1 protein-coding gene (running past one end of the window) is annotated in these 19851 nt (G+C 43.2%); it reads right to left on the reverse strand.

Annotation, left to right across the window (positions count from 1 at the left end; translation table 11 throughout):
- Positions 1-19851 carry the 3' portion of an HYR domain-containing protein gene (locus IPO86_08790; GenBank protein ID MBK9728197.1) on the reverse strand. The gene runs 2931 nt beyond the window's last position, so only the last 19851 of its 22782 coding nucleotides appear in the window; the start codon falls outside the window, past its right edge; its stop codon occupies positions 1-3.

Genomic DNA, 19851 nt, shown 5'->3' on the forward strand with positions numbered 1-19851 from the left:
TTATCTCATGATTAACAAGGTCTGAATTGTCTTACTTGACTTATTCTTTAAAACAACCCTGTATACTCCAGCAGTCTTTTGTTTAAACTCATTAGAATTCATATTTATATGATCCGTCAGTTTATCTATTTTATACATCCACACTTCCTCACCTAAAAGGTTAAATATTTGTAATGAACCCTCTTCGATTTCACTTTCAAAAATGATGTCAAATACACCATAATTAGGATTTGGAACAATCTTAAATGGGAATTCAGCAGAATTTCCATTTTCATCTGATTTATGCGCAGGATTATTGTATTCATCTCCAATAATAGGATTGTTAGGATCTATATTTCTTACAAATCCTTCTGGACATGTTTTACACGGTCCTAATGATTGATTAGGTTGTGGGGCATTTATATAATCCGTATAGCGCACACATTTCGTTGTGCATTTGCCATCTGCACCAATTTCTGCAATGTAAACTTTATTAGGATTTGTTCCACATTTCCAAGTTGACTTGACTTTCGCAAATATGGGTGGAAACTTGCAATCAGGTTTTCCATCATTATCATTATCTACTTTGTCATCACCACCCGGACAAACATCACAAACATCCCAGACTCCATCGCAATCTGAATCAGCAGTATTTGTTATGGTGACGGTAGCAGTACATGTACTCATATTTCCTGCAACGTCTTTTACAGTTACTGTTACGGTGGATACTTTCGGACTTTTACAATCAAAAACAGTCGGTGTCATAACTTTAGAAATAATACCGCAATTGTCTTTTGCAAGAAGGATTACACTATCCGCTTTCAAAGTTTTTGTTTTACTTGAAGGAAGCGTAATATTAATGTTTTTGCAAATTAAGGTCGGTTTAGAAATATCCTGAACAATCAAATTGGCTTCACAAGTATCCGAAAGTCCGGTTGAATCTGTTACCGTTAAAATTACTTTTCTGGAAGGTATGTCATCGCAACCATAATTGTAACGATTTAATTTCATTGATTTAATGCCACAATTATCAGTCGAACCATTATTGATATCATTGACATTGAGTATATAATTTCCTGTTGAATCCAATATAATCGAATCTCCTTTGCAATGTGCGACAGGAGGTTCTGTTTCAAATATTGTGACTGTAAATTTACAGGTAGAAGTATTCCCACAATTATCTGTAGCCAACCAGGTAATTACATGTACCCCAACAGTTAATTGACTACCATTTAAAGTACTGTTTGAATTGTAATCATTGATAACCGTTGAAGGATTGAAACATAAATCAGAGGCAGTTGCATCAAATTCATTATTCTTGATTGTATAATGACAAGTTGTTGTATCTGCCTTTCTGGTTAAAGAGTTTCCAGTCGGACACAGGACGACAGGACCGGAAGTATCTTTTATTGTAATCGTTTGTTTGCCACTTCCTGTTGAAGAATTTCCACAATCATCATAAACAGTCCAAGTTCTGTAAACTTTTGAAGTACAATCTGCTAATGCAATAGAATCTTTATAATTCGCAGATGGTGTAGCATCACATTTGTCCAGGATATTAGAAGGGTAACCGGTAAAACCAGGTTCATCATCAAAAGCACAGGCGATATAAGGTTTGCTTGCTTTTACCTGGAAGTTGTCAATATATAATTCCCTTGTTTGATTACTATTTCCACCAGTATATCGAACCCGGATATACAGATTCGCAGGATTTGAAACACCTGCAATGCTAGAAGTGCATTCAACCCAATTTCCTAATACCAAATTCGTTGAACTGAAAGTGGTCCATGTGGTTCCATTCGTACTATAATCCATAACTAAGGTCGTGGCACTACCATTCCCTTTTCGGTGCGCTTGAACATAAACTTCGAAATTGGTAAATACAGGTAAATTGGCACCACTTATATTAAACTGCCAATAACCCGACTGGAATGAATTATCTACTTTTAATCCTTTTCCAGGAATTGGATTACTTGTAAATGCTAAACCACCAGAAGCAACCCCAGTAATATTTGAAAATACATTAGAAGTAACATCAACTTTAGAAGTTACTCCGGAATGAAGTTTTGGTGCTAAGCTCAGATATGAATTACCAGCATTAAAATCGTAATTGACAATTGTTTTCGAACCAGCAATAGAAGCCGCTGTATAAATGGTAACATCAGGAGGTAAGGTAAATGTTGGTGCCGCATTATCTTGAACCGTGATTACTTGTGTGCAATTATCGGTCGTGTTGCATTTATCAGTGACAACCCAGGTTCTGTTAATAATATAATTACCAGTACAATTTCCAGCAACAATTTGGTCAGAATACGATACCGTTGCGGACGTTCCACATCCATCTTGTCCTGCAGCCGTGCCTGTATTTGCAGGTAACTTGGAAGCATCACAATTTATCGTAATTGCATTCGGACAGAATATAGTTGGAGGTGGTAATGCTGGAATTGTAAAGCTAGCAGAACAAGTTTTTGTTGTTTCGCAACTGCTTTGGACTGTAAATAACACTGTTTTAGATCCACCACATTCACTAGGAGCGCCAGTACTGTTATTGTTTAAAATAACATTACATCCACCAGTTACAATAATTGAGTTCAACCAATTTGCATATGCTGTATCAATTTCAAATTGAGACTTGCAAGCATTTGAAGAGAACACGTTTACAGGGCAAACTATCGTAACGGGTTGAACTGTTGTGACTGTAAATGTTGCCGTACAAGTTTTCGGTACTTCACATGAACTGGTTACGGTAAAGGTCACGGTTTTAACGCCACCACATGCAAGTGGTGCGCCATTATTATTATTGCTTAAAGCTGCATTACAGCCACCAGAAAAACTAACAGTTGTAAGCCAACTTGCAAATTTAGCATCGATGACCGCTTGTGATTGACATTCTGTTTCTGTTACATTTACCGGACAGGTTAAAACAACAGCCGGCGCTGTAGTAACAGTAAATATTGCAGAGCAGGTTTGCGGCGTTTGGCAACTACTGGTTACTGTGAATGTAACTGTTCTATTGCCGCCACAAGCAAGTGGTGCACCTGTATTGTTATTTGAAAAACTAATATTACATCCGCCAGTCGCAGAAGCAGTAGCAATCCAATCAGCAAATTTTTGATTGATCACAGCTTGTGTCTGACAAGCAGCTTCTGTTTGATTGATTGGACAGCTTAACACTACAGGATTTGCAGTATTTACCGTAAATGTAGCCGAACAAGTTTTTGCAGGTTCACAGGAACTTGTTACCGTAAATGTAACCGTCACTGTACCGCCACAAGCATCTGGAGCCCCTATGTTATTATTAGAAATACTTGCATTGCAACCACCTGAAAAAGTAGCAGATGCTAACCAGGTAGCAAATTTACTATTTATTATGGTTTGTGTTTGACAAGCAAGTTCAACTTGATTTGCAGGGCAGGTAAGAACCACGGCAGTCGCAGTAGCCACTGTAAATGTAGCAGTACAAGTTTTTGGAGTATCACATGTGCTCGTGACTGTGAACGTAACCGTTTTAACACCACCACATGCTAACGGAGCACCCGTATTATTATTTGAAATATTTCCACTGCAACCCCCTGTAAATCCAGCAGTTGCTAACCAGGTATTGAATTTTGCATCAATCGTTGCCTGTGTTTGACAAGCAGTCTCCGTAACATTTATTGGGCAATTGACTACAACTGGTGAATTGGAAACAGAGAATGTTGCAGAGCATGTTTTATTTGGTTCACAAGAACTTGTAACCGTAAACGTAACAGTCACGGTTCCACCACAAGCAAGCGGTGCACCTGTATTATTATTGGATATTGCTGCATTACAGCCACCACTAAAATTGGCAGTTGCCAGCCAAGTTGCAAATTTAGTGTCAATCGCAGTTTGGGTTTGACAAGCAATTTCAGTTTGGTTTGCTGGACAATTTAAGACAATACTTGCCGGTGCGCTTACGGTAAAAATTGCGGAGCATGTTTTAGGTCCTTCACAATCACTCGTCACAGTAAATGTAACTGTTTTTGCCCCACCGCATGCTAACGGTGCTCCATTATTGTTGTTGGATATTGCTGCATTACAGCCACCGCTAAAACTTGCAGTAGCCAACCAGGTTGCAAATTTAGTATCAATGGCAGCTTGTGATTGACAAGCAATTTCGGTTTGGTTAGTAGGACAATTTAAGACAACTATTGGAGCCGTTGTAACTGAGAACGTAGCGGAACATGTTTTATTAGGTTCGCATGTAGAAGTCACGGTAAAGGTAACGGTAACAGTACCGCCACAAGCAGAAGGAGCGGCGCCTGCATTATTAGAAATTGCCGCATTGCAGCCACCACTAAAACTTGCAGTGCCTAACCAAAGAGCAAATTTATCGTCGATTCCTGATTGTGATTGACAAGATACTTCTGTAGTATTTATTGGGCAGTTCAAAATTATTACTGGAGAACCAGTTACTGAGAATACCGCAGAACATGTTTTTGGAGATTCACATGAACTGGAAGCAGTAAATACGACAGTCTTCGATCCACCACATGCAGAAGGAGCGCCATTATTATTGTTACTTAAACTAACATTACAACCTCCGGAAGCACTAACGGTAGCTAACCAGGTTGCAAATTTTGCATCAATAGCTGCTTGCGTTTGGCAATCCACTTCTGTTTGATTAATAGGGCAGGTCAAAACAACAGCTGGCGCATTCGCAACAGAGAAGCTTGCGCTACAAGTTTTTGAAGGTTCGCAAGAAGAATTTACGGTAAATGTTACCGTAACAGTGCCACCACAAGCATTTGGTGCACCTGTATTATTATTTGTAAATACAGGATTACATCCACCGGAAGTACTGACAGTAGCTAACCAGATAGCAAATTTAGCATCGATGGCAGCTTGTGTTTGACAAGCAGCTTCTGTTTGATTCACCGGACAGTTTAGGACAACCGGAGTAGCTGTGGTAACTCCGAAACTTGCAGTACAGGTTTTTGAAGGTTCACAAGTCGAAGTTACTGTAAACGTAACGGTGGTTGTACCACCGCAAGCGTTTGGAGCACCGGTATTATTATTTGTAAATCCAGGATTACATCCACCTGATGTATTTACAGTAGCTAACCAGGTTGCAAATTTAGCATCGATTGCAGCTTGTGTTTGACATGCAGTTTCTGTTTGATTTACAGGACAATTTAATACTACAGGAGTTGCTGTAAACACTTCAAAAGTGGCAGAACATGTTTTTGCTGCTTCACAAGAACTCGTAACTGTAAATACAATCGTAACGGTGCCTCCACACGCTGACGGTGCACCGGTATTATTATTGGAAATCGCAGCATTACAACCGCCACTAAAAGTCGCCGTTGAAAGCCATGTATTAAACTTGGAATTAATGACGGTTTGTGATTGGCAAGCTGCTTCCGTGACATTCATTGCACAACTAATTGAAACAGGCGAAGATGCTATTGCGAACGTAGCGGAACAAGTTTTATTTGGTTCGCAGGTAGAAGTCACGGTAAAGGTAACGGTAACGGTACCACCACAAGCAAGCGGAGCGCCTGTATTATTATTAGAAATTGCCGCATTACAACCACCACTAAAACTAGCAGTTGTTAACCAGGTAGCAAATTTAGTATCGATAGCCGCTTGTGTTTGACAAGCAACTTCGGTTTGGTTTGCAGGACAATTTAAGACAACGATTGGAGCCGTTGTAACTGCGAACGTGGCGGAACAGGTTTTATTAGCTTCGCAAGTAGAAGTCACAGTAAAGGTAACAGTAACGGTACCACCACAAGCAGCAGGAGCGGAACCAGCATTATTAGAAATGGCTGCATTACAACCACCGCTAAAACTAACAGTTGTTAGCCATGTTGCAAATTTGGTATCAATGGCAGCTTGCGTTTGACAAGCGGCTTCGTTTTGATTAGCAGGGCAATTAAGTACCACAAGCGGCGCTGCAGTGACTGCGAACGTAGCGGAACAGGTTTTATTAGCTTCACAAGTAGAAGTCACGGTAAAGGTAACAGTAACGGTACCACCACAAGCAGCAGGAGCGGAACCCGCATTATTGGAAATGGTTGCATTACAACCACCGCTAAAACTAACAGTCGTTAGCCAGGTTGCAAATTTCGTATCAATGGCAGCTTGTGATTGACAAGCAACTTCGGTTTGGTTTGCAGGACAATTTAAGACAACAATCGGTGCATTTGCAACGGAGAAGCTAGCGGTACAAGTTTTTGGAGGTTCACAAGAAGAATTCACCGTAAACGTCACCGTAACGTTACCACCACAAGCATTTGGAGCACCTGTATTATTATTTGTAAATACAGGATTACAACCACCGGAAGTACTAACAGTAGCTAACCAGGTAGCAAATTTAGCATCAATAGCCGCTTGTGTTTGACAAGCTAATTCAGATTGATTTATCGGACAATTTAAGACGACGAGCGTAGCAGTAGTAACACCGAAACTAGCGGTACAAGTTTTTGGAGGTTCGCAAGTAGAAGTTACGGTAAAGGTAACGGTAACGGTACCACCGCAAGCATTTGGTGCACCCGTATTATTATTAGTAAATACAGGATTACATCCACCGGTAGTATTTACAGTAGCTAACCAGGTAGCAAATTTTGCATCAATAGCAGCTTGTGTTTGACAAGCAGCTTCCGTTTGATTCACCGGGCAGTTTAGGACAACCGGAGTAGCAGTAGTAACTCCGAAACTTGCAGTACAAGTTTTTGGAGGTTCACAAGTAGACGTTACAGTAAACGTAACGGTAACGGTACCACCACAAGCGTTTGGAGCCCCGGTATTATTATTAGTAAATACAGGATTACATCCACCCGTAGTATTTACAGTAGCTAACCAGGTAGCAAATTTAGCATCGATAGCCGCTTGTGTTTGACAAGCAGCTTCAGTTTGATTTACCGGACAGTTTAAGACAACCGGCGTTGCAGTAGTGACCTCAAATGATGCCGTACATGTTTTATTCGGTTCGCAGGTTGATGTTACGGTAAAAGTAACGGTAGCAGTACCACCACAAGCGTTTGGAGCCGCCCCGGCATTATTTGAAATCGCAGCATTACAACCACCGGCAAATGCAACAGTACTTAACCATATTGCAAACTTACTGTCGATTGAAGCTTGTGTTTGACAAGCTGGCTCTATTTGATTTGTTGGGCAAACAAGTGCCACTGGAAGCGCAGTCGTAACTGCGAACGTAGCGGAACAAGTTTTATTCGGTTCGCAAGTAGAAGTTACGGTAAAGGTAACGGTAACGGTACCACCACAAGCTAAAGGAGCGCCTGTATTATTATTAGAAATTGCCGCATTACAACCACCACTAAAACTAGCAGTTGTTAACCAGGTAGCAAATTTAGTATCGATAGCCGCTTGTGTTTGACAAGCAACTTCGGTTTGGTTTGCAGGACAATTTAAGACAACGATTGGAGCCGTTGTAACTGCGAACGTAGCGGAACATGTTTTATTAGCTTCGCAAGTAGAAGTCACGGTAAAGGTAACAGTAACGGTACCACCACAAGCAGCAGGAGCGGAACCAGCATTATTCGAAATGGCTGCATTACAACCACCGCTAAAACTAACAGTCGTTAGCCAGGTTGCAAATTTAGTATCAATGGCAGCTTGTGATTGACAAGCAACTTCGTTTTGATTAGCAGGGCAATTAAGTACCACAAGCGGCGCTGCAGTGACTGCGAACGTAGCGGAACAGGTTTTATTCGGTTCGCAGGTAGATGTCACCGTAAAGGTCACGGTCACGGTACCACCACAAGCAGCAGGAGCGGAACCCGCATTATTGGATATCGCTGCATTACAACCACCGCTAAAACTAACAGTCGTTAGCCAGGTTGCAAATTTCGTATCAATGGCAGCTTGTGATTGACAAGCAACTTCGGTTTGGTTGGCAGGACAATTTAAGACAACAATTGGTGCATTTGCAACGGAGAAGCTAGCGGTACAAGTTTTTGGAGGTTCACAAGAAGAATTCACCGTAAACGTCACCGTAACGGCACCACCACAAGCATTTGGAGCACCTGTATTATTATTTGTAAATACAGGATTACAACCACCGGAAGTACTAACAGTAGCTAACCAGGTAGCAAATTTAGCATCAATAGCCGCTTGTGTTTGACAAGCTAATTCAGATTGATTTATCGGACAATTTAAGACGACGAGCGTAGCAGTAGTAACACCGAAACTTGCGGTACAAGTTTTTGGAGGTTCACAAGTAGAAGTGACTGTAAAAGTGACGGTAACGGTACCACCGCAAGCATTTGGTGCACCCGTATTATTATTAGTAAATACAGGATTACATCCACCGGTAGTATTTACAGTAGCTAACCAGGTAGCAAATTTTGCATCAATAGCAGCTTGTGTTTGACAAGCAGCTTCCGTTTGATTCACCGGGCAGTTTAGGACAACCGGAGTAGCAGTAGTAATTCCGAAACTTGCAGTACAAGTTTTTGGAGGTTCACAAGTTGACGTTACGGTAAACGTAACGGTAACGGTACCACCACAAGCGTTTGGAGCCCCGGTATTATTATTAGTAAATACAGGATTACATCCTCCCGTAGTATTTACAGTAGCTAACCAGGTAGCAAATTTAGCATCGATAGCCGCTTGTGTTTGACAAGCAGCTTCTACTTGATTTACCGGACAGTTTAAGACAACCGGCGTTGCAGTAGTAACCTCAAATGAAGCCGTACATGTTTTATTCGGTTCGCAGGTTGATGTTACGGTAAAAGTAACGGTCACGGTACCACCACAAGCGTTTGGAGCCGCCCCGGCATTATTAGAAATCGCAGCATTACAACCACCGGCAAATACTGTAGAGTTTATCCAACTTATATATTTCGCATCAATAGCTGCTTGTGTTTGACAAGCAGGTTCAGTTTGATTTACAGCACATAATAGGACGATTGGAGTTGCTGCCGTGACGGCGAATGTAGCAGAGCAAGTTACCGGAGGTTCGCAAGTAGAAGTAACCGTAAATGTAATGGTCACGGTACCACCACAAGCGGAAGGAGCACCAGCACTATTATTAGAAATTACAGCATTACAACCACCACTAAATGTAGCAGAACCAAGCCAGGTAGCAAAACTGGCATCAATAGCTGCTTGCGTTTGACAAGCTGGTTCGGTTTGATTTCCAGCACAATTTAAAATTACTGGAGAACTAAGTACAGCAAAAGTAGCCGAACAAGTTACATTTGGTTCGCAAGAACTTGTTACTGTAAAAATAACTGTAACGGTGCCACCACAAGCATTTGGTGCACCGGAATTAACATTCGAGATTGCGGCACTGCAACCACCAGAGAAGGTTGCGGTTGTTAGCCAGGTTGCAAAAGCAGCATCGATAGTTGCTTGTGTTTGGCAAGCAGGTTGCGTTTGATTAGCCGGACAATTAAGCACCACAAGCGGCGCTGTAATGACAGCGAACGTTGCCGAACAAGTAACCGGAGGTTCACAAGTTGAAGTAACTGTAAAAGTAACGGTAACGGTACCACCACAAGCCAAAGGAGCACCTGCACTATTATTTGAAATGGAAGCACTACAACCGCCAGAGAAACTAGCCGTAGTTAACCAGGTTGCAAAAGCAGCGTCAATAGCCGCTTGTGTTTGACAAGCAGGTTGGGTTTGATTAGCAGGGCAATTTAAGACAACAACAGGAGCTGTAGCAACTGCGAACGTTGCAGTACAAGTTTTTGGAGGTTCGCAAGTACTAACGACTGTAAAGGTAACGGTAGCCGTTCCACCGCATGCGGAAGGAGGAGCACCAGCATTATTAGTAATTACAGCAAAACAACCTCCTGTAAAGGAAGCCCCAGTTAACCAGATTGCAAATTTAGCATCGATGGCAGCTTGTGTTTGACAAGCGAGTTCCGATTGATTGGCAGGACAGGTTAAAACAACAACAGGTGCAGTAACTACTGCAAAAATAGCGGAGCATGTTTTATTTACATCACAGGTAGAAGTTACGGTAAAAGTAACCGTAACGGTACCACCACAAGCATTTGGAGCGGCCCCTGCATTATTAGAAATCATAGCATTACAACCACCGGTAAAAGTAGCAGTAGCCAACCAGGTAGCAAATTTAGCATCGATGGCTCCTTGTGTTTGACAGGCAAGTTCAGTTTGATTTACAGCACAAGTTAAGGTCACAGGCGTTGCTGTAGTGACTCCGAAAGTAGCGGAACAAGTTTGATTTACAGCACAGGTAGAAGTTACGGTAAAAGTAACGGTAACGGTACCACCACAGGCAGAAGGAGCGGCGCCAGCATTATTAGAAATCATAGCATTGCAACCACCAGAAGTAGAAGCAGAAGCAATCCAGGTAGCAAATTTTGCATCGATAGCCGCTTGTGTTTGACAAGCAGCTTCTGCTTGATTGGCAGGACAAGTAAGCACTACAATAGGAGCTGTAGTAACCGTAAAGGTAGCCGAACAAGTTACCGGAGGTTCACAAGTAGAAGTTACGGTAAAAGTAACGGTAGCCGTACCACCACAAGCATTTGGAGCGGCCCCTGCATTATTAGAAATTGCAGCATTGCAACCGCCGGCGAAGGTGGCAGAAGCAATCCAGCTAGCAAAACTAGCATCAATAGCTGCTTGTGTTTGACAAGCAGGTTCGGTTTGATTGGCAGGACAAATTAAAGCAACCGGAGTTGCATTTGTAACAGCGAATGTGGCCAAACAAGTAACAGGCGGTTCACAGGTAGAAGTGACGGTAAATGTTACACTAACGGTGCCACCACAAGCTAAAGGAGCACCTGTGTTATTATTGGATATTGCCGCATTACAACCACCACTAAAACTAGCAGTTGTTAACCAGGTAGCGAAAGCAGCATCAATAGCCGCTTGTGTTTGACAAGCAGGCTCGGTTTGATTAGCAGGACAATTTAAAACCACGACAGGCGCTGTAGTGACTGCGAAAGTAGCCAAACAAGTTACCGGAGGCTCACAGGTAGAAGTGACGGTAAATGTTACACTAACGGTACCACCACAAGCTAAAGGAGCACCTGTATTATTATTTGAAATACTTGCATTACAACCACCACTAAAACTAACGGTTGTTAGCCAGGTTGCAAAAGCAGCATCGATAGTTGCTTGTGTTTGGCAAGCAGGTTGCGTTTGATTAGCCGGACAATTAAGCACCACAAGCGGCGCTGTAATGACAGCGAAAGTTGCCGAGCAAGTTGCCGGAGGTTCACAAGTCGAAGTAACTGTGAAAGTAACGGTAACGGTACCACCACAAGCCAAAGGAGCACCTGCACTATTATTTGAAATGGAAGCACTACAACCGCCAGAGAAACTAGCCGTAGTTAACCAGGTTGCAAAAGCAGCGTCAATAGCCGCTTGTGTTTGACAAGCAGGTTGGGTTTGATTAGCAGGGCAATTTAAGACAACAACAGGAGCTGTAGCAACTGCGAACGTTGCAGTACAAGTTTTTGGAGGTTCGCAAGTACTAACGACTGTAAAGGTAACGGTAGCCGTTCCACCGCATGCGGAAGGAGGAGCACCAGCATTATTAGTAATTACAGCAAAACAACCTCCTGTAAAGGAAGCCCCAGTTAACCAGATTGCAAATTTAGCATCGATGGCAGCTTGTGTTTGACAAGCGAGTTCCGATTGATTAGCAGGACAGGTTAAAACAACAACAGGTGCAGTAACTACTGCAAAAATAGCGGAGCAAGTTTTATTTACATCACAGGTAGAAGTTACGGTAAAAGTAACCGTAACGGTACCACCACAAGCATTTGGAGCGGCCCCTGCATTATTTGAAATCATAGCATTACAACCACCGGTAAAAGTAGCAGTAGCCAACCAGGTAGCAAATTTAGCATCGATGGCTCCTTGTGTTTGACAAGCAAGTTCAGTTTGATTTACAGCACAAGTTAAGGTCACAGGCGTTGCTGTAGTGACTCCGAAAGTAGCGGAACAAGTTTGATTTACAGCACAGGTAGAAGTTACGGTAAAAGTAACGGTAACGGTACCACCACAGGCAGAAGGAGCGGCGCCAGCATTATTAGAAATCATGGCATTGCAACCACCAGAAGTAGAAGCAGTAGCAATCCAGGTAGCAAATTTAGCATCGATAGCAGCTTGTGTTTGACAAGCAGCTTCTGCTTGATTGGCAGGACAAGTAAGCACTACAATAGGAGCTGTAGTAACCGTAAAGGTAGCCGAACAAGTTACCGGAGGTTCACAAGTAGAAGTTACGGTAAAAGTAACGGTAGCAGTACCACCACAAGCATTTGGAGCAGCCCCCGCATTATTAGAAATCGCAGCATTGCAACCGCCGGCGAAGGTGGCAGAAGCAATCCAGCTAGCAAAACTAGCATCAATAGCTGCTTGTGTTTGACAAGCAGGTTCGGTTTGATTGGCAGGACAAATTAAAGCAACCGGAGTTGCATTTGTAACAGCGAATGTGGCCAAACAAGTAACAGGCGGTTCACAGGTAGAAGTGACGGTAAATGTTACACTAACGGTACCACCACAAGCTAAAGGAGCACCTGTGTTATTATTGGATATTGCCGCATTACAACCACCACTAAAACTAGCAGTTGTTAACCAGGTAGCGAAAGCAGCATCAATAGCCGCTTGTGTTTGACAAGCAGGTTCGGTTTGATTAGCAGGACAATTTAAGACGACGACAGGAGCTGTAGTGACTGCGAACGTAGCCAAACAAGTTACCGGAGGTTCACAGGATGAAGTGACTGTAAATGTTACACTAACGGTACCACCACAAGCTAAAGGAGCACCTGTATTATTATTTGAAATACTTGCATTACAACCACCACTAAAACTTACGGTTGTTAGCCAGGTTGCAAAAGCAGCATCGATAGCTGCTTGTGTTTGGCAAGCAGGTTGGGTTTGATTAGCCGGACAATTAAGCACCACAAGCGGCGCTGTAGTGACAGCGAACGTAGCCAAACAAGTAACCGGAGGTTCACAAGTCGAAGTGACTGTGAAAGTAACGGTAACGGTACCACCACAAGCCAAAGGAGCACCTGCACTATTATTTGAAATGGAAGCACTACAACCGCCAGAGAAACTAGCCGTAGTTAACCAGGTTGCAAAAGCAGCGTCAATAGCTGCTTGTGTTTGACAAGCAGGTTGGGTTTGATTAGCAGGGCAATTTAAGACAACAACAGGAGCTGTAGCAACTGCGAACGTTGCAGTACAAGTTTTTGGAGGTTCGCAAGTACTAACGACTGTAAAGGTAACGGTAGCAGTTCCACCGCATGCGGAAGGAGGAGCACCAGCATTATTAGTAATTACAGCAAAACAACCTCCTGTAAAGGAAGCCCCAGTTAACCAGATTGCAAATTTAGCATCGATGGCAGCTTGTGTTTGACAAGCGAGTTCCGATTGATTAGCAGGACAGGTTAAAACAACAACAGGTGCAGTAACTACTGCAAAAATAGCGGAGCATGTTTTATTTACATCACAAGTAGAAGTTACGGTAAAAGTAACCGTAACGGTACCACCACAAGCATTTGGAGCAGCCCCGGCATTATTAGAAATCATAGCATTACAACCACCGGTAAAAGTAGCAGTAGCCAACCAGGTAGCAAATTTAGCATCGATGGCTCCTTGCGTTTGACAGGCAAGTTCAGTTTGATTTAAAGCACAGGTTAAGGTCACAGGCGTTGCTGTAGTGACCCCGAAAGTAGCGGAACACGTTTTGTTTGGTTCGCAAGTGGAAGTTACGGTAAAAGTAACGGTAACGGTACCACCACAGGCAGAAGGAGCGGCGCCAGCATTATTAGAAATCATGGCATTGCAACCACCAGAAGTAGAAGCAGTAGCAATCCAGGTAGCAAATTTAGCATCGATAGCAGCTTGTGTTTGACAAGCAGCTTCTGCTTGATTGGCAGGACAAGTAAGCACTACAATAGGAGCTGTAGTAACCGTAAAGGTAGCCGAACAAGTTACCGGAGGTTCACAAGTAGAAGTTACGGTAAAAGTAACGGTAGCAGTACCACCACAAGCATTTGGAGCGGCACCTGCATTATTAGAAATCGCAGCATTGCAACCGCCGGCGAAGGTGGCAGAAGCAATCCAGCTAGCAAAACTAGCATCAATAGCTGCTTGTGTTTGACAAGCAGGTTCGGTTTGATTGGCAGGACAAATTAAAGCAACCGGAGTTGCATTTGTAACAGCGAATGTGGCCAAACAAGTAACAGGCGGTTCACAGGTAGAAGTGACGGTAAATGTTACACTAACGGTACCACCACAAGCTAAAGGAGCACCTGTATTATTATTTGAAATTGCCGCATTACAACCACCACTAAAACTAGCAGTTGTTAACCAGGTAGCGAAAGCAGCATCAATAGCCGCTTGTGTTTGGCAAGCAGGCTCGGTTTGATTAGCAGGACAATTTAAGACGACGATAGGAGCTGTAGTGACTGCGAACGTAGCTAAACAAGTTACCGGAGGCTCACAGGTAGAAGTGACTGTAAATGTTACACTAACGGTACCACCACAAGCTAAAGGAGCACCTGTATTATTATTTGAAATACTTGCATTACAACCACCACTAAAACTAACGGTTGTTAACCAGGTTGCAAAAGCAGCATCGATAGCTGCTTGTGTTTGGCAAGCAGGTTCAGTTTGATTAGCCGGACAATTTAAGACAACGACAGGCGCTGTAATGACAGCGAACGTGGCCGAACAAGTAACCGGAGGTTCACATGTTGAAGTAACTGTAAAGGTCACGGTAACGGTACCACCACAAGCAGAAGGCGGGTCCACACTTGAATTCGTTAAACTTGCATTGCAACCACCCGATGTGGTTACAGAACTTAGCCACATTGAAAATTTACTGTCAATAGTTGCTTGTGTTTGACAAGCGGCTTCAATTTGATTTATTGGACAATTAAGTACAACAACAGGAGCTGTAGCAACTGCGAATGTTGCCGTACAAGTTTTTGGAGCTTCACAAGTGGAAGTGACGGTAAATGTTATCGTAACGGTACCACCACAAGCTGAAGGAGGAGCACCAGCATTATTAGTAATTACAGCAAAACAACCTCCTGTAAAGGAAGCCCCAGTTAGCCAGATTGCAAATTTAGCATCGATGGCAGCTTGTGTTTGACAAGCGAGTTCCGATTGATTAGCAGGACAGGTTAAAACAATTACAGGTGCAGTAACTACTGCAAAAATAGCGGAGCATGTTTTATTTACATCACAGGTAGAAGTTACGGTAAAAGTAACCGTAACGGTACCACCACAAGCATTTGGAGCGGCCCCTGCATTATTTGAAATCATAGCATTACAACCACCGGTAAAAGTAGCAGTAGCCAACCAGGTAGCGAATTTAGCATCGATGGCTCCTTGTGTTTGACAGGCAAGTTCTGTTTGATTTACAGCACAAGTTAAGGTCGCAGGAGTTGCTGTAGTGACTCCGAAAGTAGCGGAACAAGTTTTATTTGGTTCGCAAGTAGAAGTTACGGTAAAAGTAACGGTAACAGTACCACCACAGGCGGAAGGAGCGGCCCCAGCATTATTAGAAATCATGGCATTGCAACCACCCGTAAAGGTGGCAGAAGCCAACCAGGTAGCAAATTTTGCATCGATAGCCGCTTGTGTTTGACAAGCAGCTTCTGATTGATTTGTAGCACATGTTAAAACTACAGGCGGTGCTGTGTCAACACCAAAAGTAGCCGAACAAGTAACCGGAGATTCACAAGTGGAAGTGACTGTAAAAGTAACGGTAACCGTACCACCACAAGCTGGAGGTGCGCCCGTATTATTATTAGAAATAGCAGCATTACAACCTCCACTAAAAGTCGCTAAACTTAACCAGGCATTGAATAATACATTGATATCTGTTTGTGTTTGACACGCTGAGGTAGAATTATTTGGAGGACAACTAATAACGACTGTAGGTGCAGCAGTGACTTCGAACGTAGCCAAACAAGTTACGGGCGGTTCACAGGTAGAAGTGACAGTAAATGTTACACTAACGGTACCACCACAAGCTAGGGGAGCACCCGTATTATTATTTGAGATTGCCGCATTACAACCACCACTAAAACTAACAGTTGTTAGCCAGGTGGCAAAAGCAGCATCGATGGCCGCTTGCGTTTGACAAGCAGGCTCGGTTTGATTAGCCGGACAATTTAAAACCACGACAGGCGCATTCACAACAGCGAATGTTGCCAAACATGTTACCGGAGCTTCACAGGTTGAAGTAACGGTAAAGGTTACGCTTACAGTTCCACCACAAGCTAGTGGCGCACCGGCACTATTATTGGATATACTTGCATTACAACCACCACTAAAACTAACAGTTGTTAGCCAGGTAACAAATTTGGCATCGATAGCCGCTTGAGTCTGACATGCAACTTCGGTTTGATTTGGCGGACAGTTTAGGACGACAGGTGGTGCATTTGTAACAGTAAATGTTGCAACACAAAATTGTAAAGGTTCGCAATCGCTGGTTACTAAAAAGATGACTGGTGCAGATCCACCGCATGCTGATGGAGCACCCGCGTTATTATTTGTTAAAACACCATTGCAGCCTCCTGTAAAGCTTGCCATGGCCAACCAGGTTGCAAACTTAGCATCGATAGCAGCTTGGGTTTGGCATGCAACTTCTGTTTGATTTGCAGGACAATTTACAACTACTGGAGGGGCAGCGCTTACGGAGAAAGTAGCTGAACAGGTTTTTGGAGGTTCACACGTGGAGGTAACGGTAAAGCTTACCGTTGCAGTGCCACCACAGGCAGCAGGTGCAGCGCCGGCATTATTAGAAATTGCAGCATTGCAGCCTCCTGAAAAACTTACTGTTGCCAACCATATTGCAAATTTAGCATCGATGGCAGCTTGCGTTTGGCAAGCGAGTTCCGATTGATTTGCAGGACAAGTTAAAACAACAACAGGTGCTGTAACAACTGCAAAAGTAGCAGAGCATGTTTTATTTATATCACAGGTAGAAGTTACGGTAAAAGTAACCGTAACGGTACCACCACAAGCATTTGGAGCGGCCCCAGCATTATTAGAAATCATAGCATTGCAGCCACCGGTAAAAGTAGCAGTAGCCAACCAGGTAGCAAATTTAGCATCGATGGCTCCTTGTGTTTGACAGGCAAGTTCTGTTTGATTTACAGCACAGGTTAAGGTCACAGGCGTTGCTGTAGTGACTCCGAAAGTAGCGGAACAAGTTTTATTTGGTTCGCAGCTAGAAGTTACGGTAAAGGTAACGGTAACGGTACCACCGCAGGCGGAAGGAGCGGCCCCAGCATTATTAGAAATCATGGCATTGCAACCACCCGTAAAGGTGGCAGAAGCCAACCAGGTAGCAAATTTTGCATCGATAGCAGCTTGTGTTTGACAAGCAGCTTCTGATTGATTTGTAGCACACGTTAAAACAACAGGAGGGGCATTATCTACCCCAAATGTAGAAGAGCAGGTAACCGGAGCTTCACAAGTAGATGTTACCGTAAATGTTACCGTAACCGTACCGCCGCAAGCCAGTGGTGCGCCTGTATTATTATTAGAAATAGCGGTATTACAACCTCCACTGACAGTCGCTAAACTTAACCAGGCATTGAATAAAATATTAATATCTGCTTGCGTTTGACAAGCTGTTGTATTAAGATTGCCAGGACAATTTAATACCACGGGTGGAGCCGCTGTAACGCTGAACGTAGCCGAACATGTTTTTGGAACTTCGCATGTACTTGTTACGGTAAATGTTACCGTCGTAGTGCCACCACAGGCTAATGGAGCACCTGTATTATTATTGGAAATACTTGCATTGCAACCCCCACTAAAACTAACATTCGTTAGCCAGGTTGCAAATTTAGTATTGATGGCGGCTTGTGTTTGGCAAGGAGCCTCAGTTTGATTCGTTGGACAGGTTAATACGACCGGAGGTGCCGTTGTTACTGCAAATGTTGCAGAGCATGTTTTTATAGGTTCACAACTTGAGGTAACGGTAAATGTAACCGTTGTGGTGCCACCACAGGCTAATGGAGCTCCGGCATTGTCATTGGAGATCGTTGCATTACAACCTCCTGAAAAGCTTGCATTTGCTAACCAGGTTGCAAATTTAGTATTAATAGTTGCTTGTGTTTGACAAGCAATTTCTGTTTGATTTACAGGACAATTTAAAACAACGGCTGGTGCTGTTGTTACGGTAAAGGTAGCAATACAGAAAACTAATGGTTCGCAATCACTCATTACCGCGAAAATAACGGCAGCACTACCTCCACATGCCGAAGGGGCTCCAGTATTGCTATTTGTAAGGATGCCGTTACAACCACCTGAAAAACTAGCAGTTGCCAACCAGATTGCAAATTTAGCATCAATTGCTGCCTGCGTTTGACAGGAGGCTTCTGTTTGATTTATTGGACAATTAAATACAACCGGACTTGCATTCGTTACGGAGAAAATTGCTGAACATGTTTTGTTTGCTTCACACGTACTGGTAACCGTAAAAGTTACCGTTTTTGTACCTCCACAGGCTAATGGTGCAGTTCCTCCATTATTAGAAATCATGGCATTACAACCTCCTGAAAAGGTAGCACTCGCTAACCAAATCGCATATTTAGCATCGATTGCAGCTTGTGTTTGACAAGCAGCTTCGGTCTGATTTGCAGCACAGTTTAAGACTACTGCAGGAGCCGTAGTGACTCCAAAAGTAGCAGAACATGTTTTGTTTGCTTCACATGTGGAAGTTACTGTAAAAGTTACCGTTACGGTGCCTCCGCAAGCAAGTGGAGCAGCCCCTGCATTATTAGAAATCATTGCATTACAACCACCTGTAAAAGTGGCAGTAGCCAACCAGCTAGTAAATTTAGCATTGATGGCAGCTTGCGTTTGACAAGCCGCTTCGGTTTGATTTATTGCACAAGTCAATACTACTAATGGAGCATTGGTAACACCAAAGGTAGCGGAACACGTTTTATTTGGTTCACATGTTGAAGTGACCGTGAATGTTACGGTAACCGTGCCACCACAAGCATTTGGCGCAGCCCCTGAATTATTAGAAATCATGGCATTACAGCCTCCTGTAAAGGAAGCAGTAGCTAGCCAAGTCGCAAATTTTGTATTAATGGTTCCTTGTGTTTGACAATCAGCTTCAGTTTGATTTGTTGCACAAGTAAGTACCACTGGCGGGGCGTTTGTAACGCCAAAAGTAGCAGAACAGGTTTTATCCGGTTCGCAACTGCTTGTAACCGTAAATGTCACGGTAACAGTGCCACCACAAGCAAGTGGAGCCCCTGTGTTATTATTTGATATTGCAGCATTACAACCACCTGCAAATACAGCAGAAGATAACCACGTTGCAAATTTAGTATCGATAGCAGCCTGTGTTTGACATGTTGCTTCCGTTTGATTTGTTGGACATATTAAAGCAACCGGAGTTGCAGTAGTTACGGTAAATGTAGCTAAACATGTTTTTGGTACTTCACAAGAACTCGTCACGGTGAATGTAACACTTGCTGTGCCACCACAGGCTAGAGGAGCACCCGCATTATTATTGGAAATACTTGCATTGCAACCCCCACTAAAACTAACATTCGTTAGCCAGGTAGCAAATTTAGCATTGATAGCAGCCTGTGTTTGACAAGCCGCTTCGGTTTGATTCGTTGGACAGGTTAATACAACCGGAGGCGCTGTTGTTACTCCAAATGTTGCAGTACATGTTTTTGGAGGCTCACAACTTGAGGTTACCGTAAAGGTAACGGTTGTTGTACCACCACAGGCTAAAGGAGCACCCGCATTATTATTTGATATACTCGCATTACAGCCTCCTGAAAAGCTTGCATTTGCCAACCAGGTTGCAAATTTAGTATTGATAGCAGCCTGTGTTTGACAAGATGCTTCTGTTTGATTTGTTGGGCAGGTTAAAACCACTACTGGAGCGGTTGTCACAGT

Source organism: Saprospiraceae bacterium (assembly GCA_016717265.1).
In the GTDB taxonomy this organism is placed as follows: Bacteria; Bacteroidota; Bacteroidia; order Chitinophagales; family Saprospiraceae; genus Vicinibacter.